The 21,980-nt window shown below is 60.8% G+C and carries 13 protein-coding genes and 2 pseudogenes; 5 read left to right on the forward strand and 10 right to left on the reverse strand.

What is annotated here, in order from left to right; genetic code table 11:
* The first annotated feature begins 44 nt into the window (after positions 1-44).
* Complete coding sequence (locus P406_RS16805; RefSeq protein WP_046236787.1) at positions 45-1,409, forward strand: formimidoylglutamate deiminase; 1,365 nt, start codon at positions 45-47, stop codon at positions 1,407-1,409.
* A 395-nt stretch (positions 1,410-1,804) separates the two neighbouring features.
* Here P406_RS16805 and P406_RS16810 read toward each other — a convergent pair whose 3' ends face one another.
* From P406_RS16810 to P406_RS16835, 6 genes are all read right to left on the reverse strand, one after another.
* The gene (locus P406_RS16810) at positions 1,805-2,383 is read right to left on the reverse strand and encodes a lipocalin family protein (protein WP_003304589.1); all 579 of its coding nucleotides are present in this window, start codon (positions 2,381-2,383) and stop codon (positions 1,805-1,807) included.
* Between the two features lie 3 nt (positions 2,384-2,386).
* Complete coding sequence (gene bamE / locus P406_RS16815; RefSeq protein ID WP_003304592.1) at positions 2,387-2,641, reverse strand: outer membrane protein assembly factor BamE domain-containing protein; 255 nt, start codon at positions 2,639-2,641, stop codon at positions 2,387-2,389.
* Positions 2,642-2,892: 251 nt separating this feature from the next.
* Positions 2,893-3,903 carry a class 1 fructose-bisphosphatase gene (locus P406_RS16820; protein WP_003341445.1) on the reverse strand — a complete coding sequence of 337 codons (1,011 nt, stop codon included), beginning with the start codon at positions 3,901-3,903 and terminating at the stop codon, positions 2,893-2,895.
* Between the two features lie 133 nt (positions 3,904-4,036).
* Complete coding sequence (locus P406_RS16825) at positions 4,037-5,386, reverse strand: DUF3999 domain-containing protein (protein ID WP_046236788.1); 1,350 nt, start codon at positions 5,384-5,386, stop codon at positions 4,037-4,039.
* A 26-nt stretch (positions 5,387-5,412) separates the two neighbouring features.
* Positions 5,413-8,226 (reverse strand): DUF2339 domain-containing protein, encoded by a 2,814-nt coding sequence (locus tag P406_RS16830; protein ID WP_046236789.1) that lies wholly within the window; start codon positions 8,224-8,226, stop codon positions 5,413-5,415.
* A gap of 252 nt (positions 8,227-8,478) precedes the next feature.
* Positions 8,479-10,929 carry a glycogen/starch/alpha-glucan phosphorylase gene (locus P406_RS16835; protein ID WP_003403097.1) on the reverse strand — a complete coding sequence of 817 codons (2,451 nt, stop codon included), beginning with the start codon at positions 10,927-10,929 and terminating at the stop codon, positions 8,479-8,481.
* 280 nt (positions 10,930-11,209) lie between these two features.
* On the opposite strand from P406_RS16835, the gene pip reads away from it, so the two are divergent.
* The 4 genes from pip (at position 11,210) to mdoH (ending at position 17,440) form a co-directional block, all read left to right on the forward strand.
* Positions 11,210-12,181 carry a prolyl aminopeptidase gene (gene pip / locus P406_RS16840; RefSeq protein ID WP_046236790.1) on the forward strand — a complete coding sequence of 324 codons (972 nt, stop codon included), beginning with the start codon at positions 11,210-11,212 and terminating at the stop codon, positions 12,179-12,181.
* 39 nt (positions 12,182-12,220) lie between these two features.
* Positions 12,221-12,658 carry a D-aminoacyl-tRNA deacylase gene (gene dtd, locus P406_RS16845; protein ID WP_003317268.1) on the forward strand — a complete coding sequence of 146 codons (438 nt, stop codon included), beginning with the start codon at positions 12,221-12,223 and terminating at the stop codon, positions 12,656-12,658.
* Positions 12,659-12,921: 263 nt separating this feature from the next.
* Positions 12,922-14,865, forward strand: coding sequence for a glucan biosynthesis protein G (locus P406_RS16850; protein WP_024649753.1), 1,944 nt, complete (start codon positions 12,922-12,924; stop codon positions 14,863-14,865).
* A complete protein-coding gene (gene mdoH / locus P406_RS16855; protein ID WP_046236791.1) occupies positions 14,858-17,440 on the forward strand; it encodes a glucans biosynthesis glucosyltransferase MdoH in 2,583 nt (860 codons plus the stop codon). Before P406_RS16850 ends, mdoH begins: the two co-directional genes overlap by 8 nt.
* Positions 17,441-17,829: 389 nt before the next feature.
* Here mdoH and P406_RS30315 read toward each other — a convergent pair whose 3' ends face one another.
* The 4 genes and pseudogenes from P406_RS30315 to P406_RS30595 form a co-directional block, all read right to left on the reverse strand.
* Positions 17,830-18,705, reverse strand: a complete 876-nt coding sequence (locus P406_RS30315) for a methyl-accepting chemotaxis protein (RefSeq protein WP_370737607.1) — start codon at positions 18,703-18,705, stop codon at positions 17,830-17,832.
* A pseudogene (locus tag P406_RS30320) lies at positions 18,688-19,857 on the reverse strand (methyl-accepting chemotaxis protein); the annotation flags it as partial. The pseudogene P406_RS30320 and the gene P406_RS30315, both read right to left, overlap by 18 nt.
* Before the next feature lie 118 nt (positions 19,858-19,975).
* The gene (locus tag P406_RS30590) at positions 19,976-20,839 is read right to left on the reverse strand and encodes a methyl-accepting chemotaxis protein (RefSeq protein WP_445081738.1); all 864 of its coding nucleotides are present in this window, start codon (positions 20,837-20,839) and stop codon (positions 19,976-19,978) included.
* Positions 20,831-21,892: pseudogene (locus P406_RS30595) on the reverse strand (methyl-accepting chemotaxis protein); the annotation flags it as partial. The pseudogene P406_RS30595 and the gene P406_RS30590, both read right to left, overlap by 9 nt.
* Positions 21,893-21,980: the final 88 nt, after the last annotated feature.

Below are 21,980 nucleotides of genomic sequence, written 5' to 3' on the forward strand. Positions count from 1 at the left end.
TCTGTATATGTATATACAAATTACAGTGATGAGGTGTGAAGTCAATGTCAGCCTTCTTTGCCGAGCGCGCGTTACTCCCCGACGGCTGGGCCAGCAATGTGCGTCTGGAGGTCGGTCAGGACGGTATTTTGACCCGCGTCGAGGCCAATGCCGATCAACAGGGCGCCGAGAAGGTTCACGGGCCTTTGCTGCCTGGCATGCCGAACCTGCACTCCCACGCGTTCCAGCGTGCAATGGCCGGGCTGGCGGAAGTGGCGGGCAACCCCAACGACAGTTTCTGGACCTGGCGCGACCTGATGTATCGCCTGGTGGGGCGCATCAGCCCGCAGCAACTGGGCGTTATCGCTCGTCAGCTGTACATCGAGATGCTCAAGGGCGGCTACACCTCGGTTGCCGAATTTCATTACGTGCATCAGGACAGCGATGGCAAGCCCTATGCCGACCCTGCCGAGCTCGCGCTGCAGATCAGCCAGGCGGCCGGTTCGGTCGGTATCGGCCTGACCTTGCTGCCAGTGCTGTACAGCCATTCCGGCTTTGGCGGGCAGGCTCCCAACGAGGGTCAGCGGCGTTTTATCCACAGCACCGACAGCTATCTGGATCTGCAGACTCGTCTGCGTCCGGTTCTGGCGGCTCAGTCTGCGCAGCAGCTGGGGCTGTGCTTCCACTCATTGCGCGCGGTGACGCCGCAGCAGATCAGTGAAGTGCTGGCGGCCAGCGACCGGCAGTGTCCGGTGCATATTCATATCGCGGAGCAACAGAAGGAAGTCGATGACTGCCTGAGCTGGAGTGGTCGACGCCCGCTGCAATGGCTGTACGAAAACGCGCCTGTGGATAACCGCTGGTGCCTGGTCCATGCGACCCATGCCGAGGCGGATGAAGTGGCCCTGATGGCACAAAGCGGCGCGGTGGCCGGGTTATGCCTGACCACTGAAGCCAACCTCGGCGACGGGATCTTTCCGGCGGTGGACTACATTGCTCAGGGCGGTCGCTGGGGGATCGGTTCGGACAGTCACGTCTCGCTCAGCGTGGTCGAAGAACTGCGCTGGCTGGAATACGGCCAGCGTCTGCGCGATCAGCGCCGCAACCGGCTGTATCGCAGCGATCAGCCCATGGTTGGCCGCACGCTATACGACGCTGCACTCGCTGGTGGCGCACAGGCATTGGGGCAGCAGATGGGTACGCTGCAAGTGGGTCAACGCGCTGACTGGCTGGTGCTGGATGGCAACGACCCGTACATCGCCACGGCCTCGGACGACGCCATCCTCAACCGCTGGCTGTTCGCCGGCAGCGATCGGCAGATCCGCGACGTAGCGGTCAACGGGCGATGGGTCATACGTGAAGGGCGACACGCCGCAGAAGAACAAAGCAACCGCGAGTTCGCGCAGGTGTTGAGGGAGTTGCTGGGCTGATGCAAGGGAGGACGCAGAGCACTCGGCGTTATCCACGAGTCCGCTTCTGCTTCTGGCCGAAGGCCGTGGGAGCGAACTTGTTCGCGAAGGCCATATTCCTGACGCAGAAAATACATCGACTGCAACACCCTCTTCGTGGACAAGTCCGCTCCTACAGGAAGCCGCGTATACCCGTAGGAGCGAACTTGTTCGCGAAGGGGCCGAAAAGCGTTCTGAAATTTATCGTTCGAACGACCGTCTTCGCGGACAAGTCCGCTCCTACAGGAAGCCGCGTATACCCGTAGGAGCGAACTTGTTCGCGAAGGGGCCGGAAAGCGTTCTGAAATTTATCGTTCGAACGACCGTCTTCGCGAACAAGTTCGCTCCTGCCGGGCTTAGCCAGAATCCCGATTCGGTTACTTCTCGCCCTTGCCGATCTTCGAGTCATCCTCGCGCCAGATCAGGCGTGAGGTGTCGTAGCCTTGCTGGCGGGCCTTGCTGAGCATGTCTTCCCTGACCGAGGCAGACACGGTCGGTGTCCGCGACAACAGCCACAGGTATTTGCGATCCGGGTTGCCGACCACCGCGGTGCGGTAGCCTTCGCTGACGTCCAGAATCCAGTAATCACCCTTGGCAACGCTCGGCAGCAGGCGCGAGAACCAGTTGTCGAACACGACCCACAGCTTGTCGGTCTTGCCCGGAACCTGCGGCGAGGCGGTCCCGGTGGCTTCTTCCCACTTGCCTTCAATCGTGCGGCAGCGGTTGGTCACCGCGATATTGCCGTCGTCCTTGAGCGTATAGCGTGCCTCGGACTGAGCGCACTTGCGCTGGAAGAACATCGGCAGGCGGGCGATCTCGTACCAGGTGCCCTGATACTGCTTGAGGTCGACGCTGTCGACAGTCTTTGGCTCGAGGTTGTCAGCCGAGTGGGCAAAACCGATGGCCAGGAAGCTGGCCATGACACAAATTCCAAAACGTACCAGTACCTTGATCATGTGTTATTTCAGACCCTGGCCCGAGAACAGCACAACCTTGTCCGCTGCGTACTGCACGCTGATAAAGGTGTTCTGGTCGCCCCAGGTGCAGCTCGACATGCCCAGCGCACCGGAACATTCCGTCGGGCTGCCCAACAAGGACTCGACTTGAGCCTTGGGCATACCAGCGGACAGTTTGGAATAGTTTTCCTGAGTGATCTTGCTGCAGGCAGCCAGCAGGACGCAGAACGAGATTAACGCGACAGAACGCAAGGACATGGATGTAGCTCCTGAACGGAAGGGGGTCGCGTCGCAGTGCAAGCCGGTGCAGTCTGGCGCTGGCGCAGTACCGCAAGCTTAGAAGAGAAAAAGGGAATCTGGTTCCCGGACGGCGCAAGGATTTATGCCGTGGATCAGACAGTTGGCCCGCAGAAGGGGCTGGGCGAAGGGCGGGCTGCCCGTTTTTCCGAGCATTGACTCACGCGCTGGTGATCGAGCATGGCCCGATCACCAGCGGTGCAGAAGACGTCTTACGCCTTGTGATACGCGGTGGCGCGCTCGACTTCTTCCTTGGAACCCAGGTACACCGCTACGCGCTGGTGCAGGCCTTCAGGCTGAATGTCGAGAATGCGCTGATGGCCGTCAGTGGACGCACCGCCAGCCTGTTCGACCAGGAAGGACATCGGGTTGGCTTCGTACATCAGGCGCAGTTTGCCCGGCTTGGAAGGCTCGCGGCTGTCGCGCGGGTACATGAACAGGCCGCCACGGGTCAGGATACGGTGCACGTCGGCCACCATCGCCGCGACCCAGCGCATGTTGTAGTTCTTTTTCAGCGGACCGTCTTCACCGGCCAGCAGCTCGCTCACGTAGCGCTGTACCGGGGCTTCCCAGTGGCGCTGGTTGGACATGTTGACCGCGAACTCCTGAGTGGACTCCGGGATGGTGATGTCTTCGTGAGTCAGCACGAAGCTGCCCATCTCGCGGTCCAGGGTGAAGCCTTTCACGCCATCGCCCAGGGTCAGGACCAGCATGGTTTGCGGGCCATAGATGGCGTAACCGGCGGCGACCTGTTCGGTGCCTGGCTGCAGGAAGGCCTTTTCATTCAGCGCTTCGTTCTGGCTCAGGTATTCGTTCGGGCAGCGCAGTACCGAGAAGATGGTGCCGACCGGTGCGTTGATGTCGATGTTCGACGAGCCGTCCAGCGGGTCGAAAACCAGCAGGTAGGCACCCTTCGGGTATTTGCCCGGGATCTGGTAGGCATTGTCCATTTCTTCGGACGCCATGCCGGCCAGGTGACCGCCCCACTCGTTGGCTTCGAGCAGAATCTCGTTGGAGATTACATCGAGTTTTTTCTGCACTTCGCCCTGAACGTTTTCGGTGCCCATGCTGCCCAGTACGCCGCCCAGCGCGCCTTTGGAGACGGCGTGACTGATTTCCTTACATGCGCGCGCCACAACTTCGATCAGGAAGCGCAGATCGGCAGGGGTGTTGTTGCTGCGAGTCTGCTCAATCAAGTAACGACTTAGTGTGACGCGGGACATGGATAGCTCCGAAAATAGGGGTATGAAAACCCGCGCAGTTTAACGCGAGTGGCGACGTAATACTGCTATGAGACTGGCTTAAGACTGTTTCAGTTCAGATGTCAGGCGAACCGCGCCTGACAGGCCGCCTGTTTCAGCGTTTTGCAGCGCGCAGCGTGCTGAACGCCATCCAGCCCAGAAACACCACGCCAAGCAGCAGCACGGCCCAAAGCCCCAGGCGTTTGAAGTCAGTACTTTGTGGCACGGCGATCGGCGCAGCGGACATGTTGGCCACAGCCGCTGTGGCTGGGCTCGCTGTGCCGAGAGTCGCGAGCTTTTCCGCACTCAGGTCAGGAATCAGCGTGGCCAGCGACAGGTTGGCAGCCTTGACGCTCGGGTTGCCGATTGCCAGGGTGAATGGCCCGTTACCGCGCGCCAGGAACACCACCTCCGTGGCAGGCACGGCGACACTCAACTGCGGCGCTTCACTGCCCAGTCCGCCGCCACGATCATCCACCACCAGCTTGAGCTGCTGAACGATGCGTCCGGACAGTTGCAGCTGGTCCTGCAAAACGTCGCTGTTGTTCTGCGACAAGCGATACAGCAGGCCGCTGCTGATCGGCTGCCAGGGCTTCCCGGCATCGAGCCGGCCGTAGAGCGTCGCCGGTGCCAGGCTGTTGGGCTGGGTGATGTCGATCCTGACGCGGCCTATCGGCAAGCCGGTGGGCAGTTGCCAGACATACTCGTTGGGGCTTTCGACGCTGCCCTTGACCGGTGGCGACCAGGTCAGCGGCGTGGCCGGAGTGTCGCTGCTGGCACTCAGCAGGTGCGCAGAGATCAGCAGCGGCGCACTGTGCGGGGAGCGCCACAGCAGGCGCAGATAGCGCGCGCTCTGGCCGGGCAGGCCGACTTCGCGCTGTTCGACCACTTCGTCGGCAAACGACAGCCGTGCAACCTGCCCCTCGCCCCAGTTGCGCCAGTGCTGCAGGTCGTCACTGGCTTCGATGCTGAAGTTCTGGAAGCCCTCCCGCTCGGTGCTCCAGTCGATGACCAGTTGTTCCAGCGGTGCCTTGATTGCGCTGGTGTCCAGCAACCAGCCGCGCAGCACTTCTTCGCCTGCTTCGATATCGCTTTGTGGCTGGACCTCGATCACGCTGCCGTTGCTGGAGCGCTCGATACGGATGACCGGTGCGGTGTCGCCTGCCTCCTGTGTGCTGTACAGGGCAAACCAGTTGACCTCGATCGGCGTCGGCTCTTGTTCGGGCGCGGGCTGGCGCGGCGTGATCGAGTAAGCCTGCGGCTGGCCCTCGGCATTGAACACGCGTACATCGCTCAGATCGGTCTGCCGGGCATTCAACTGGACGGCAAGCGGCAACTCGATGCGATACCACGGTCCTTTGCCGCTCAGGCTCAGCGGCGTCTGGCTGGCGAAGTCCGCCGGTTTGTCCTGGGCGAGGGCGGTTATCGCCGTGCACAAGGCTAGGCCAAGCACGGCGATCTTCATGGCAGGATGACTCAAGAACGGTTTCCTCATAGCGTGTCCGGCGCGGCAGTCGAGCCTGGGCCGGGTTCTTCGCCGACCTCTGTGACAGAGTGTTTCGGCGGTAAAGGTGCGAAATATCCCACCACTAATAGCAAAATGCCAACACCGATGAACGAGACGATGCGCTCCATGCCGCCGCGGTTGCTCAGCTCGACGAAGAACAGCTTGACCACCACGACCCCGATCAACGCTGCGCCGCCCAGCCACAGCTGGCGGTTGGAGCGCATGTGACCGCCGATCATCAAGGCCAGTGCCATCAGCGTCCAGACTATCGACAACCCGGCCTGGACGCGCATCGAGTCGAGCAGCGCCCCGGTGTTCCATGGCACATCAGCCCAATGATGCGCCGTGCGCATGACCATTGCCGTAACCAGCGCGAAGAGTGACGCGCCAGCCACCAGCAAGGCAGCGTCACCAAGGCGCATGACGTGTTTGCGCAGCCACAGGCAGACCCCGGCCAGTGACAACAGCAAACCGATTTCCAGCGGGTTGAGCAGCGGAATATACGGCAGTGGATCCGCCGCGCCGTCGCTGAAGGTATTCGCCAGCCAGAACCACGCCAGCATCAACATCGCCAGCGGCGCAGCGGCCCCGAGGTGATAGGCCTCGGGGCAGGCTTTTACCGGCCACGGCCGTTGGTGCGTCGAGCTCATCGCCAGGAGGAACAGGCTCGGCACAATCGCCCAGCCCAGCCAGCGCCAGGCGTTGTAATGTTCGGACAGTTGCAGCAGGCCGAAGCGCAGTTCCAGTGCCAGCACGGCGATGATCAGCAGGCAGCCCACGGTGTGAGCGACGCGTCGGGCGAGGATGGATTGCATGCCGGTCAAATGGCGCAGGGTCAGCAGATGCACGGCGAACACCGCCATCCAGGCCAGCCAGCCCAGGTCGCCTGCCGGATTGTTTCGCAGGTCCATCGAGATCATCAGCAAGGCGGCGCTGATCGGCGTCAGTGCGCTGCACAGCGCGGCGAGATCCGACCAGCGCAAACGGATGGCGATTGCCGCCCAGAGCGCCACGCTGAGCGCAAGGGCTAGCAAAAACGCTGCAGCCAGATAGGCCTCTGGCGCGTGCAGCATCACAGCGCTGGTCAGCGAGACCAGCCACCAGAACGCGCCCCAGATGATCAGCAGTGTTCGAGCGGTGCGCTGATCGATGAGGGTCAGCGAATTGAGGCGGAACACGCACCAGGCACTGACCATGGCTGCGATGGCCAGGATCATCGGCGTCCAGTAATCATTGGCAAAGGCCTGCGGCGAGCTGTCGGTGCCGCCGCTGATCAGAATCGCGCTGGCGCCCAGTTGCAGCAGCAGGCCGAAAGCCTGTGCCAGCCTGCGCTGTTGGCGCAAGCCCAGCCAGAAAATCGCCGCGCCTTCCACGGCCCACGCGCTGGTTGTCCACTGCGAACCCAGGCCCAGCGGGATCGCCAGCGTGGCAAACACCACGCCCAGCGCCAGGCAGGTTTCCATCAGCAAAGCGGTTTGGCCTGGCGCACGTGCTGCCAGCCAGCGTGCCAGCGCCATGTAGATCAAGCCCAACGCAAGCGCGCTGAACGCAGCGCCGAATTCCAGATGCTCGACCAGCGCATATTGCAGGCCGAACCCGACTATCGGCGTGCCCAGCAACAACGTGCCGTCGACGTAATCGCCCTGGCGTGCAGCCCAGCGCAGCATGGCGTCGCGAGTGTGGTCGGATGGCGCGCTGTCCAGCTCCAGCAGTTTGCGGCGGGCAAACAGCAGGCCGATGGCCAGATACATCAGGAAGAACACCATCAGAAAGGGCTCGGTGCTCCAGAACAATGCCGGTGTGTAAGCCTGCAGGCCCCAGGCGAAGCCGATGCCGAAGGTGCCGAAGAAGCCGATCAGGTTGAGAATGCGCCAGGCCTTGAACCAGGCGATGGCGATGATGCCTGCATTGAGCAGGGCAAAATAACTGAACAGCGAGATATGGCTGCCTTGCCCGGTCGAGGCCAGCAACGGTGCCGCGAAGCCGCCCAGCGCTCCGGCGCAGGCGAGGGCCAGTGAATTCTGCGTCAGCGCCAGAATGGCCGAGAAACTGGTGATCGCCACCAGCAGCGTGAAGCCCAGCGTCGGGTCCAGCAGGGTGTGCAGTTTCATCGCGGCGAAGACAGTCAGGTACAACACCCCCACGCCTGCGCCTTGCAGCATCAGGGCGTAAGGACCGTTGCGCATCCGCAGCCACCAGCCCAGACCGAGCAAAGCCATGGCGCTCGCGGCCACTGCGGCGTAGCGCGCTTCAATCGGTACGACCATGCCTTCGGTGGCATAGCGCAGCAGAAACGCCAGGCCGAGGAACAGCACCACGACACCCACGCGCAGCACAGTATTACCGCCCAGCAGCCAGTCTTTTGCGGCGTTGATCGCGCTGTCCAGCGGATTGGCTTTTGCTGCTCTGGTTGGCTGCAGGTTCTGCGGGGCGGGCTCGACAGGCGCTGCTGCCTGTGGCGCTTCGTCCGGCAGATCCCAGATCAGTTCGGGGCCGTCGGTGGGTGCGTCGACAATGATCGCGTCGAGTGGAAGCGGCGCAGGGGCCTGCGCAGGCGGCACGCCGGGCGCGGACTGACGTTCGAGTGCGCTCAGGCGCTGCTGAAGGGCATCGAGGGATTCGCGGGTTGCGAGCAGTTGCTGCAGCTGATCAGCGGATTGCCTGCCAAGCAGACGCACGCGAATGCCGGCCCAGAAAACCCAGCCAATGACTGCACCCATCAGCGTACCGGCCCACTCGTCATAACTGAGCGAGTAGCCCAATAGCGCACCGCCCACCACCAGACAAATCCAAAGCACGCGACGACATCCTTTTCGATGTGTGAAGGTTCATCAGGCGCAGTATATAGGGGCGGGCGGACATCGCTTGTAATGTTTTGAGCCGGGGGCACCAGAGTCTCTGCAGGACTGAGACAGATCCTTGTGGCGCTTGTGGGAGTGAGCTTGCTCACGAAGGCGTCGTTTCGAGCGCCTTCTTTGCGGAGGCATTACTGGCCTCTTCGCGAGCAAGCTCGCTCCCACTGGGGTTGTGAGTCTTTTCAGGCTATGACGTCACTCCAGCGCCTTCCAGATGTCTCCGGCGTACTCGCGGATGGTCCGGTCCGAGGAGAACCAGCCCATGCGTGCGGTGTTGAGGACCGCCGAGCGCCACCATTCCTTGGAGTCGTGCCAGCGCTCTTCGACCTTGGCCTGGGCTGCCCAGTACGAGTCGAAGTCAGCGCAGACCAGGAACCGGTCATACGCCAGCAGCTGATCGATCAGACCCACATAACGGTTCGGATCATCCGGCGAGAACACACCGCCACGGATCGCCTGCAGCACATCGTTCAAGCGTCCGGAAGCGGCCACGTCGTCATGCGCGCTGAATTCACCTGCCTGCTTGCGGGCTTCGACCTGTTGCGAAGACATGCCGAAGATGAACATGTGCTCCAGCCCGACCTGCTCGCTCATTTCTACGTTGGCACCGTCCAGCGTACCGATGGTCAGTGCGCCGTTGAGGCCGAACTTCATGTTGCTGGTCCCGGATGCTTCCAGGCCTGCGGTGGAAATCTGCTCGGACAGGTCGGCCGCCGGAATGATGCTCTCCGCCAGGCTGACGTTGTAGTTGGGCATGAACACCACTTTCAGCAGACCGCGTACGGTCGGATCGTTGTTCACGGTCCGCGCGATGTCGTTGGTCAGCTTGATGATCAGTTTGGCCGAGTGATAGCTGGCCGCCGCCTTGCCGGCGAAGATCTTCACCCGTGGCACCCAATCGGTCCCCGGCTCGGCCCGAATGGCCTGATACAGGGCGACGGTGTGGAACAAGTTCAGCAGCTGGCGCTTGTACTCGTGGATCCGCTTGACCTGAACGTCGAACATCGCGGCAGGATTGACGGCGATGCCCAGGCGTTCATGAATGATTGCCGCCAGCGCACGCTTGCTGTGCAGGCGTTGATCGGCCATCTGCTTGCGGAACGACGATTTCTCGGCGAACGGCTCGAGCTCCTTGAGGCGCGTCTCGGCGTTGTCCAGAACATCCTCGCCGAGCGACTCGACAAGCATCTCGGTCAGTTTCGGGTTGGCCTGGAACAGCCAGCGGCGGAAGGTGATGCCGTTGGTCTTGTTGTTGATCCGCTCCGGATAGATCTTGTGCAGCTCGGCGAACACGGTCTTGCGCATCAGTTGCGTGTGCAGCGCCGAAACGCCGTTGACGCTGTGCGAGCCGAGGAATGCCAGGTTGCCCATGCGTACCCGACGACCGTTGTCTTCTTCGATCAGCGACACGGCACGCAGCACGTTGACGTCGTCGACGCCCTTGGCGCGCAGTGTGTCGATGTGCTGCGCGTTGATCAGGTAGATGATCTGCATGTGACGCGGCAGCATCCGCTCCATCAGGCCGACCGACCAGGTTTCCAGTGCTTCAGGCAGCAGAGTGTGGTTGGTGTAGCCGAGGGTGCCGACGGTGATTTTCCAGGCGGTGTCCCATGGGATGTTGTGGTTGTCGATCAACTGACGCATCAGCTCGGCCACGGCGATCGAGGGGTGCGTGTCGTTCATCTGAATCGCCGCGTGCTCGGACAGATCCGTCAGTGTGGCGTGCTGGTTCAGATGGCGGCGCAGCAAGTCCTGCAGCGATGCGGAAACGAAAAAGTATTCCTGGCGCAGACGCAGTTCCTGACCGGCTTCGGTCGCATCGTTCGGGTAAAGCACGCGGGAAATGCTTTCGGCGCGCACCACTTCGGCCACCGCGCCAAAGTGATCGCCGGCGTTGAAGCGTTCCAGGTGCAGGTCTTCTACTGCACGGGCGCGCCACAAACGCAGGGTGTTGACGCTCTTGCCGCGCCAGCCCACCACCGGGGTGTCGTAGGCAATGGCCCGAACGGTCTCGCCCGGACGCCATACCTGACGCGAATCGCCCGCTTCGGTCGGAACGGTGTCGACACTGCCGCCGAAGCCGATGGAGTACACCACCTCAGGGCGTTCGAATTCCCATGGGTTACCGAAGTCCAGCCAGTTCTCGGTCTGCTCCTGCTGCCAGCCATCGACGATGCCCTGACGAAACAGGCCGTGCTCGTAACGAATGCCGTAACCATGACCCGCGATGCCCAGGGTCGACATGCTTTCCATGAAGCACGCCGCCAGACGACCGAGGCCGCCGTTACCCAGCGCCGCATCCGGTTCAAGCAGGCGGATACGCTCGATGTCCACACCCAGCTCGGTCAGCGCCTCGCGAGCGACTTCGAGCAGGCCCAGGTTACTCAGGCTGTCGTACAGCAGCCTGCCTATCAGGAATTCGAGAGACAGGTAGTAAACGCGTTTCTGAACCTTGCGATAGATCTGCCGCGTATGGTCCATCCAGTGTTCGACCATATGGTCGCGGGCGGCAAGGGCGACAGCTTCAAACCAGTCATGCTCAAACGCATGGTCGGGGTCCTTGCCCACCGAGTAGGTGAGTTTGGCGAGCACAGCGGCGCGAAAAGCGGCCACATCAGCGTCACGAACAAGTGGTTCCTGAGACATCGGTAAAACCTCAAGTAGTCTGACGAATGGAAAGCGGGATTCTTAGACTGTAGGCGTGTCGTCAATTATTTCCTGAAAAAAAGCGAAATAATTCATGGCATAGCTCTCGCTTCGACCCAGCGCGACGGCTCTGGTTCGCGCACCGGTGAAATTGGCAAAACGCTTGCATCGTTCGTTCCATCCTGATCAATGACGTGCAGCATGCTGATTCTTCGTTTCGGGTTTATGATGCCCCACGGCAGAATAATAGAAGCCTCTGAACTGGACTTATGGAGCACTTATGCAGACTTTGTACCCGCAGATCAAACCCTACGCCCGGCACGATCTGGCCGTGGAACAACCGCATGTGCTTTACGTCGATGAAAGTGGCTCGCCAGAAGGGTTGCCAGTGGTATTCATCCATGGCGGCCCGGGTTCGGGATGCGATGCGCACAGCCGCTGCTATTTCGATCCCAACCTGTACCGCATCGTCACCTTCGACCAGCGCGGCTGCGGTCGTTCCACACCGCATGCGAGCCTTGAAAACAACACCACCTGGAAACTCGTAGAAGACCTTGAAGCGATTCGCGAGCACCTCGGCATCGACAAATGGGTATTGTTCGGCGGCTCGTGGGGTTCGACCCTCGCTCTGGCCTATGCACAGACCCATCCAGACCGCGTGCACGCGATGATCCTGCGGGGCGTATTCCTTGCCCGTCAGCAGGAAATCGACTGGTTCTATCAGGCGGGCGCCAGTCGTCTGTTCCCCGACTATTGGCAGGATTATGTCGCGCCGATCCCGCTGGACGAGCGTGACAATATTCTGGCCGCTTTCCACAAGCGACTCACCGGTCCGGATCAGATCGCCCAGATGCACGCCGCCAAGGCCTGGTCGACCTGGGAGGGGCGTTGCGCCACCTTGCGCCCCAATCCGCAAGTGGTCGATCGCTTCGCCGAGCCGCACCGTGCACTGTCTATCGCGCGCATCGAATGCCACTACTTCATGAACAACGCCTTCCTCGAAGACAACCAGTTGATTCGCGACATGCCGAAGATCGCCCATCTGCCGGCAATCATTGTCCACGGTCGTTACGATGTCATCTGTCCGCTGGATAATGCATGGGAGCTGTACCAGAACTGGCCTGGCAGTGAGCTGCAGGTGATTCGCGAGGCCGGGCATTCGGCAGCCGAACCGGGTATCGCCGATGCTCTGGTGCGGGCCGCAGCAGAAGTTGCACGCAACCTGCTCGACCTGCCGCCCGAAGAAGCGTGACAGCCATCCGGTATTGGTTTTGAGTCTGGAAAGGCATCTATGAAAGGTTTGTTGCAGCGCGTGCGAAGTGCGCGCGTCGAGGTCGGTACCGAGGTCGTGGGTGCCATTGAACAGGGCATATTGGTGTTGGTGGGAATAGAGCCTCAAGACACCCGCGCCAGTGCCGATAAGTTGCTGCACAAGTTGCTCAATTATCGAGTGTTCAGCGATGCCGAGGGCAAGATGAATCTGTCTTTGCGCGAGGTGGGTGGCGGCTTGTTGCTGGTTTCCCAGTTCACGCTGGCTGCGGACACCAAAAGCGGGTTGCGTGCGGGCTTCTCGAAAGCCGCTCCTCCGGCGCTGGGTGCCGAGTTGTTCGACTATCTGTTGAGCCAGGCCAGAATCGCGCATCCCACGGTAGCTGCGGGCCAGTTTGGTGCAGACATGCAGGTGCATCTGATAAATGATGGCCCCGTGACATTTTTGTTTGATACATAAGCTACGATTTCACTTTATCCCCCTGAATTCATCTGTCTTGCGGGAATAAATTTCTTTGTCATACCTGATGCGTTGTGGCGCGCGCTACTGGATAATCGCGCGCTACGGGGATCGACACAGTTGGTCCATTTGGTATGACAAAAGCGGTTCTGACACCTGGTTGGGGAATCATTAAGCCCATTCGGAGTCGGAACAATGCTCGCCAACCCGGCATTGATAGCTGGCCGTTGGTTTTTTCATCTGTTTTTCGGCGAGGGTTGCTCGTGATTGTTAGTCCCTGTGATGCTCCAAAGACACCTGTCAAGCGGTTGCGTAGTGCACTTCTGGCAAGCTCGGCCCTTGTATGCCTGTTCAGTGCAGGTCAACTGTGGGCGTTCAACCTTGATGATGTAGCGGCTAAGGCCAAAGAAATGGCCGGGCAGAAGTTCGAGGCTCCGAGGAGCAATCTGCCGAACGAGCTGCGCGACATGAAGTTCGCCGATTATCAGAAGATCCGCTTCCGTGATGACAAGGCCGAATGGGCGGGTGAAAAGACTCCGTTCAAAGTGTCTTTCTACCACCAGGGCATGCACTTCGATACGCCGGTCAAGATCAACGAAGTGACCGCGACCAGCGTCGACGAGATCAAATACGACCCGAATCGTTTTGACTTCGGCGATCTGAAGATCGACCCAAAGTCCACCGAGAAACTGGGTTATGCCGGTTTCCGTGTCCTGTATCCGATCAACAAGGATGACAAGCAGGACGAAATCATGACCATGCTGGGCGCGAGCTACTTCCGCGTCATCGGCAAGGGTCAGGTTTATGGCCTTTCCGCGCGCGGCATGGCGATCGACACTGCCTCGCCGTCCGGTGAAGAATTTCCGCGCTTCAAGGAATTCTGGATCGAGAAGCCAGGCCCGGATGACAACCATCTGGTGATCTTCGCACTGCTCGACTCGCCGCGTGCCACCGGTGCCTATCAGCTGACCCTGCGTCCGGGTACCAACACCTTGGTTGACGTGAAGTCGCGCATGTTCCTGCGTGACAAGGTCAACAAGCTGGGCGTTGCTCCTCTGACCAGCATGTTCCTGTTCGGCGCCAACCAGCCGTCGCGTGTGCCTAACTACCGTCGTGAACTGCACGACTCCAGCGGTCTGTCGATTCAGGCGGCCAACGGTGAATGGCTGTGGCGTCCGCTGAACAACCCTAAACATCTGTCCATCAGCAGCTTCTCGGTCGAGAACCCACGTGGTTTCGGTCTGCTGCAACGTGGCCGCGACTTCAGCCAGTACGAAGACCTGGATGACCGTTACGACAAGCGTCCAAGTGCCTGGATCGAGCCGAAGGGCGATTGGGGCAAAGGGACTGTCGAGCTGGTCGAAATTCCGACTGCCGACGAGACCAACGACAACATCGTGGCCTACTGGAAGCCTGAAACGCTGGCAGAGCCTGGCCAGGAAATGGCGTTCGATTACCGTCTGCACTGGACCATGCAGGAAAACTCGATTCACTCGCCGGATCTGGGCTGGGTCAAGCAGACTCAACGCTCCATCGGTGACGTGCGTCAGTCCAACCTGATTCGTCAGCCGGACGGCAGCCTTGCCTTCCTGGTCGACTTCGTGGGCCCGGTGCTGGCCGCACTGCCGGAAGACAAGACCATTCGCAGCCAGGTGACCACTGACGACAACGTCGAGTTGGTGGAAAACAACCTGCGCTACAACCCGGTCACTAAAGGCTACCGCCTGACCCTGCGGGTGAAGGTCAAGGACTCCAGCAAGCCGACCGAAATGCGCGCTTACCTGTTGCGTGAAATCCCTGCCGAACCGGGCAAGGAACCTGCGCTGCTCGTGGCTGACAAAGCCGAAGAGAAGAAGGCCGCCGCCAAGGAAGCTGCCAAGCCGGCAGTCGCCAAGGAGTCCGCCAACGACCAGGTAGAAATCGCCAAGGCCGACGCGCCGAAGCCTGAAGCTGCCAAGCCTGAGACTGCCAAGTCTGAAGCTGGCAAGGCTGACGCAGCAAAAGCTGACGCAGCCAAAGGCAAAGGCGAAGTCGCCAAGGCCGATGCAGGCAAAGCCGACGCATCCAAGGCTGACGTAGCCAAGGACAAGGACGGTAAGGAAATTCAGCAGCCTGAAACCGAGGCAGCACCCACCCATCCGGAACCGGCCAAGACGTTGCAAGTCATGACCGAGACCTGGAGCTATCAGTTGCCGAGCGATGAGTAATTCTCTACCGGTGCCAATGTCTCTGAACGAGTACCTGGCGCATTTACCGATGAGCGACGAGCAGCGGGCAGAACTTGCCGGCTGCACGACCTTCGCCGAATTGCATGAGCGACTGTCCGCGCAGCCGGTCAATGACCCTGCCGAGGCCGCTCAGGCTTCGGTGGGTCGCCGTCTGACGCTGACCACCGCAGATCAGCTGGAGGACGCCGAGATGCTCGGCGTCGACGCCAGTGGTCGCCTGTGCCTGAAGGCTACACCGCCGATTCGCCGGACCAAGGTCGTGCCAGAGCCATGGCGCACCAACATTCTGGTGCGCGGCTGGCGTCGTCTGACCGGCAAGGGCAATCCGCCCAAGCCCGAGCATGATGATCTGCCGCGGGATCTGCCGAAGGCGCGCTGGCGTACCGTCGGTTCGATCCGTCGCTACATCCTGCTGATCCTCATGCTGGGTCAGACGATCGTGGCTGGCTGGTACATGAAAGGCATCCTGCCGTATCAGGGCTGGTCGCTGGTTTCGCTCGACGAAATCACCCGTCAGACCTTCGTGCAGACTGCCATGCAGGTCATGCCTTACGCCTTGCAGACCAGTATTCTGTTGCTGTTCGGGATTCTGTTCTGTTGGGTGTCGGCCGGTTTCTGGACCGCGCTGATGGGCTTCCTGGAGCTGCTCACCGGTCGCGACAAATACCGCATCTCGGGTGCCAGTGCTGGCAACGAGCCGATCGAAAAGGGCGCACGTACTGCGCTGGTCATGCCGATCTGCAACGAAGACGTGCCCCGGGTTTTCGCCGGTCTGCGCGCTACGTTCGAATCGGTAGCTGCCACGGGTGACCTGGATCGTTTCGATTTCTTCGTGCTCAGTGACACCAACGAAACCGACATCGCCGTTGCCGAGCAACAGGCGTGGCTGGACGTGTGCCGCGAAACCAAAGGCTTCGGCAAGATCTTCTATCGTCGCCGCCGCCGTCGCGTAAAACGCAAAAGCGGCAACCTCGACGACTTCTGCCGTCGCTGGGGCGGTGACTACCGCTACATGGTCGTGCTGGACGCCGACAGCGTCATGAGCGGTGAGTGTCTGACCAGTCTGGTTCGCCTGATGGAAGCCACGCCGGACGCCGGTATCATCCAGACCGCGCCCCGTGCGTCGGGCATGGACACGCTGTATGCACGCATGCAGCAGTTCGCTACCCGGGTCTATGGTCCGCTGTTCACCGCCGGTCTGCACTTCTGGCAGCTGGGTGAATCCCACTATTGGGGTCACAACGCGATCATCCGCATGAAGCCCTTCATCGAGCACTGCGCCCTGGCGCCGTTGCCCGGCAAAGGTGCGTTCGCCGGTGCGATTCTCTCCCACGACTTCGTCGAAGCTGCGCTGATGCGCCGTGCCGGCTGGGGCGTGTGGATTGCCTACGACCTGCCAGGCAGTTACGAAGAGTTGCCGCCCAACCTGCTGGACGAACTCAAGCGTGACCGTCGCTGGTGCCACGGCAACCTGATGAACTTCAGGCTGTTCCTGGTCAAGGGCATGCACCCGGTTCACCGTGCGGTGTTCCTGACCGGTGTGATGTCATACCTTTCGGCGCCGTTGTGGTTCTTCTTCCTCGTGCTGTCCACGGCCTTGCTGGCAGTGAACACGCTGATGGAGCCGACCTACTTCCTTGAACCGCGTCAGCTGTATCCGCTGTGGCCACAATGGCACCCGGAAAAAGCCGTCGCGTTGTTCTCGACCACCATCGTCCTGCTGTTCCTGCCTAAACTGCTCAGCGTCATTCTGATCTGGGCCAAGGGCGCGAAAGGTTTCGGTGGCAAGTTCAAGGTCACCGTTTCGATGCTGCTGGAAATGCTCTTCTCGGTGCTGCTGGCTCCGGTGCGCATGCTGTTCCACACCCGCTTCGTACTGGCCGCTTTCCTGGGCTGGGCCGCGACCTGGAACTCGCCGCAACGCGACGATGACTCCACGCCGTGGATCGAGGCTGTGAAGCGCCACGGTCCGCAAACCCTGTTGGGCGCGTGCTGGGCCTTGCTGGTGTTCTGGTTGAACCCGAGCTTCCTGTGGTGGCTTGCACCGATTGTGGTGTCTTTGATGCTGTCGATTCCGGTGTCGGTGATTTCCAGCCGTACCAATCTGGGCGTCAAGGCGCGTGACGAGAAGTTCTTCCTGATTCCTGAAGAGTTCGAGCCGCCGCAAGAGCTGATCTCGACGGATCAGTACACCTACGAGAACCGCTGGCATGCGCTGAAACAGGGCTTCATCCGCGCAGTAGTCGACCCGCGACAGAACGCCCTGGCCTGCGCCCTGGCAACGTCGCGTCACCGTCAGGCTCAACCGATTGAAGTGGTGCGTATGGAGCGTGTCGATCAGGCACTCAAGGTTGGTCCGGCAAAACTCGGCAATCAGGAACGCCTGATGCTGCTGAGCGACCCGGTCGCCCTTGGCCGCTTGCACGAGCGTGTCTGGAGCGAAGGTCACGAAGAGTGGCTGGCCGCGTGGAGAGCTTCCATCGAAGCCGATCCGCATGCGCCTTTGCTGCCTTTGCAACCTGCAGGTAAAGCATCGGAGCCGGTCCCGGTCTAAAACCGCCCGGCTACGAAAAGAGCCCCCGACGCTTAGCGCGTCGGGGGCTTTTTTATTGCGTCTAGTGGTAAAGACCCGCGCAAGCGAGGGGTAGGAGCGAACTTGTTCGCGAAGACGGTCGTTCAGGCGATGCATGTTCGGAAGGCTTGGCGACCCCTTCGCGGACAAGTCCGCTCCTACGCCCGTTGGGCAGAATCAAAAACGGCCTTCTGCCCGAGGGGTAGGAGCGAACTTGTTCGCGAAGACGCTCGCTCAGGCGATGCATGTTCGGAAAGCTTGGCGACCCCTTCGCGGACAAGTCCGCTCCTACGCCCGTTGGGCAGAATCAAAAGCAGGCTGGTGTATAACGCCAAGCGTTCCAGCGTCGGAATCCTTGCGTCGCAGATCTATCAACCCACCCTGAATTTCCCCACCAGTGTCTGCAGGTGCGTTCCCAGTCTGGCGAGTTCGACGCTGGAGGCGGCGGTTTGTTCGCTGGCTGCGGCGGTCTGTTCGGAGATGTCGCGTACGCTGATGACGTTACGGTTGATCTGTTCGGCGACCACACTCTGCTCCTCGCTGGCGGTGGCGATCTGTTCGTTCATGTGCTGGATCGTCGCCACGGTGCGGGTGATCTGCTCCAGTGCGCCTCCCGCACGACGGCTCAGTTCAACCGTGTTATCAGTCAGTGTGCGGCTGTTATCCAGCGTGGTTGCGACCTGTTGGGTGCCGGTTTGCAAGGCGGCGATCAGCTCTTCGATTTCCTCGGTGGACTTTTGCGTGCGTTGCGCCAGCCCCCGAACTTCATCGGCAACCACCGCGAAGCCGCGCCCGGCCTCTCCCGCGCGGGCGGCTTCAATGGCCGCATTGAGGGCCAGCAGGTTGGTCTGCTGTGAAACAGACTTGATCACATCGAGAACGCCGACGATCTTGTTGCTTTCCTGCTTGAGCGCGCTCATCGACTGCGTGGAGTTCAACACCTCGCGAGCCAGTTGCTCGATCTGAATGATCGCCTGCCCGACCACTTCATCGCCACTGCGTGCCTGTTGATCCGCCTGAGCGGCCGCCTGCGACGCTTCCTGCGCATTGCGCGCGACCTCCTGCACGGTTGCGGCCATTTCATTCATGGCCGTCGCTACCTGATCGGTTTCGTCTTTCTGACTGGTGACTCCGATGCAGGTCTGTTTGGTCACCGCGGACAACTGCTCGGCCGCGCTGGCGATCTGCGATACGCCCTCGCTGATGCCGCCAACCAGTTCGCGCAGGCTGACGGTCATGGTCTGCATGCTGCCTTGCAACTGACCCATTTCGTCACGGCGCGTGACCGATATATCCCGGCTCAGATCGCCCTGAGCGATGCGTGCTGCGGCCCCCAGAGTCTGTTGCAACGGTACGGTGATCTGCCGGGTCATGATCCAGGCAGCAAGCAATCCGATCAGCAGTGCCAGGCCTGCAACACTGCTCAGCATGGCGCTGGCGTTGGCCGCCTCGCTGTCGCGCTGGGCGGTTTGCAGACGGTTCAGCGCCGCGACGGAGTCCAGCAGCGTTTCGCCAAGACCCGCCATGATTTCCTGATCCGCTTCAGCCTTGGTCTGTATCTGCTTGAACTCGCCTAGCCGTTCCCGATAACTCTGCAGGGCGGCAGTCGCCGGCGTCAGTCCCTGAAGACTTTCGTTGCCCTGATCCTGCGCGATCTGCCCGATTTCCTTGAGCGCTTCGTCGATGGCCGCAATGGCTGCGCTTTCATCCGCGTCGCGCGTGGTGAAGGTATACGTCTGCACCTGATAACGAGCGGTCTGGACCTGCTGCCTCAGTTGGGAAATGTTGGTGAATTCCTCCATCCGCTCGCTGCTGTCCTGTTCCTGGCTGACGCTTTTGAGTACCTCTACCTCAACCTGCGCGATGGCCTGCAAGGCCTGTTCGGAGGTCTGCTCCAGGCGCGCGCGTATCTGGTTGCGGGTTTGTCGGTTGACGCGAACGTCCGCAAAGGTCTTTTCCAGCCTGTTCAGCATCTCGAACTGGCCGTTGAGCAGCTTGATGGTTGCCTGCTCCTCACTCTGTTTGTGCAGCAGGGTGAGCTGGGCTTTCATTTCATTGAGCTTTTCTGTAACCAGCGCCGTGCTCTCCGGCGTTTTCTGGACGCGGTCGGTGATTCGCTCGGCGCGCAGGTCTTTGGTCAGACCGTTGAGCTGGGCGATGTCCGAGAGCGACTCCGAGCGGTCGATCATGGTGTACAGGCCATGCCAGCCCGTCAGTGTGATGATCAGCGTCAATAGCAGCACCAGGCCGAAACCCAGGGACAGCTTGAATCTGACGTTCATGTTGCCGAGCGCTTGATTGATCAGTCGGAACATTTGAATCTCCTGCAATGAGCGAACAAAAGCACGTTCCGAACCCGTCGGGACGTGCGTTGTGAGCGCATCGGCGTGGCGATTCATTGCGTGACCTGAGAAGGCCGTAGGAGATTTCCGAGCACGAAGGAGGGGTGAAAGGTGTCACATTTTGTCGAAAAAAATGGCCCGCGCCGTTTGCTGGCGCGGGCTGTGCGCTGACAGATCAGACGGTGAAGCGGCTCACCAGGACCTGAAGGTGGTTGCCCAGTCTGGCCAGTTCCACGCTGGACGCCGCGGTTTCTTCACTGGCCGCAGAGGTCTGTTCGGACACGTCACGGACATTGATGATGCTGCGGTTGATCTCTTCGGCGGTCGCGCTCTGTTCTTCGGCGGCAGCGGCAATCTGCTGGTTCATCGCCTGGATTGCCGAGACGGTTTTGGTGATGCTCTCCAGCGATCCACCGGCCCTGCGGGTCAGCTCCACGCTGCTGGTGCTCAGTTCGCGGCTGCTGTCCATGACGGTTGTGGCCTGCTGTGTACCGCTTTGCAGACGGGCGATCAGCGCTTCGATCTCTTCGGTGGATTTTTGCGTACGCTGCGCCAGGCTGCGCACTTCATCGGCAACCACCGCAAAGCCGCGACCGGCCTCACCGGCGCGCGCTGCCTCGATAGCGGCGTTCAACGCCAGCAGGTTGGTCTGCTCGGCGACCGATTTGATGACGTCCAGCACGCTGCCAATCTTGTCGCTTTCCTGTTTCAGCGCGCCCATCGCTTCGCTGGAGTTGCCCACCGCAGAGGCGAGGCGCTCGATTTGTGCGATGGCCTCGTTGACCACCCGTTCCCCGTCACGGGCCTGGCGGTCTGCCGTCACCGCTGCTTCCGAAGCTTCCTCGGCGTTGCGTGCGACCTCCTGAACGGTTGCCGTCATTTCATGCATGGCAGTGGCGACCTGATCGGTCTCGACCTTCTGGCTGTTGACCCCGGCGCTGGTCTGCTCGGTAACCGCCGACAGCTCTTCGGCTGCACTGGCGATCTGGGTGACACCATCGCGAATCCCGCCCACCAGTTCGCGCAGGCTCACCGTCATACGCTGAATCGTGGCCTGCAGCTTGCCCAGCTCGTCCTTGCGATCAACCTTGAGGTTGCGGCTCAGGTCGCCCGAGGCCACCCGCTCTACGACCTCAAGGGTCTCCTGCAGCGGGGTGGTGATCTGGCGAGTGATGACCCACGCCGCGAGAATGCTCAGCACCAGCGCCAACGCAGTCGCTGCGGCGATCATCGTCACCGACTTGGCGCTGTCTGCATCGCGGCTCTTGTTCTGTCGGGTAATCAGGTCGTTACTAGTGGCGAGCATGCTGACGCCCAGCGTGGTCATTTTATCCAGTGCGGCCTTGGAGGCGGCCTGGGCATCGCGGTATTTGCCCACAGCCGCGCGGTAGCCATTCAGTCCGGCGATGGCCTGCTGCAGCATGGGCGAATAAGTGGAAGAAATGTCGCCAGCCAGCGTGTTGATCCCGGTCACCGCGTCATCGATGGCCTTATTGGCGTCTTTTTCGAAATCGGGACGGCCGCTGTAGGTGTAACCACGTACCTGAAAACGCGCCTGCTGAATCAGCTTGCTGACGCCGACGATGCCATTGAAGGCCAGGATGTTATCTTCCTTGAGCAGTTCGGCTTCGATCCTGTCGGCCTGATCCACCGCTTTGTCGGCGTTTTCGCCCATCTGGCTGCGGCTCGCTTCGCGGGTTTCGATCGCCTTGCTCATGTCCTCGAACGACTGGCGGTAGTCGCGGGTCGCCTGAATCTGAACATCCAGCAATTGCAGGTTCTCAGGGGATCGCAGCAGGTTTCTGGCGGTTTGCAGTGCAGCGTCGAGCTCATCGAGTGTACTTCTGACCTGCGCGGCGGTCTCTGCGTTGTACAGCGCCTCGTAGCTCATACGGTTGATGCGCAACTGAAGGGTCAGCTCATTGACCTCTGCAATCGCAGTGACACGGTCCCCACGATCGATCAGGGCCTGATTGCTGAACCAGCCGGTGGCCGAAATCATCAGCGTCATCAACAGCACCAGGCCAAAGCCTATCGCCAGTTTCAGGCTGACACTCGCATTGGCGAGGCTTTTGGATAACCCACTAGACATGATCACTCCTTGACGTCTTTTGTCCTAAGTATCCGACTGCATCGGCCAGTTATCGGTTAACTGAAGCGATTGAGTCGACACTGACAGC

This window comes from Pseudomonas syringae pv. coryli str. NCPPB 4273 (assembly GCF_000972175.1).
Taxonomy (GTDB): Bacteria; Pseudomonadota; Gammaproteobacteria; order Pseudomonadales; family Pseudomonadaceae; genus Aquipseudomonas; species Aquipseudomonas syringae.

Bases quoted from the DNA above. Each gene is read 5' to 3' on its own strand.
- mdoH (WP_046236791.1), top strand. From the start codon at position 14,858: ATGAGTAATTCTCTACCGGTGCCAATGTCTCTGAACGAGTACCTGGCG.
- pip (WP_046236790.1), top strand. From the start codon at position 11,210: ATGCAGACTTTGTACCCGCAGATCAAACCCTACGCCCGGCACGATCTG.
- bamE (WP_003304592.1), bottom strand. From the start codon at position 2,641: ATGTCCTTGCGTTCTGTCGCGTTAATCTCGTTCTGCGTCCTGCTGGCT.
- P406_RS16810 (WP_003304589.1), bottom strand. From the start codon at position 2,383: ATGATCAAGGTACTGGTACGTTTTGGAATTTGTGTCATGGCCAGCTTC.
- P406_RS16835 (WP_003403097.1), bottom strand. From the start codon at position 10,929: ATGTCTCAGGAACCACTTGTTCGTGACGCTGATGTGGCCGCTTTTCGC.
- dtd (WP_003317268.1), top strand. From the start codon at position 12,221: ATGAAAGGTTTGTTGCAGCGCGTGCGAAGTGCGCGCGTCGAGGTCGGT.
- P406_RS16820 (WP_003341445.1), bottom strand. From the start codon at position 3,903: ATGTCCCGCGTCACACTAAGTCGTTACTTGATTGAGCAGACTCGCAGC.
- P406_RS16825 (WP_046236788.1), bottom strand. From the start codon at position 5,386: ATGAAGATCGCCGTGCTTGGCCTAGCCTTGTGCACGGCGATAACCGCC.
- P406_RS30590 (WP_445081738.1), bottom strand. From the start codon at position 20,839: ATGACGGTGAGCCTGCGCGAACTGGTGGGCGGGATTCGCGATGGTGTC.
- P406_RS16805 (WP_046236787.1), top strand. From the start codon at position 45: ATGTCAGCCTTCTTTGCCGAGCGCGCGTTACTCCCCGACGGCTGGGCC.
- P406_RS30315 (WP_370737607.1), bottom strand. From the start codon at position 18,705: ATGCAGACCATGACCGTCAGCCTGCGCGAACTGGTTGGCGGCATCAGC.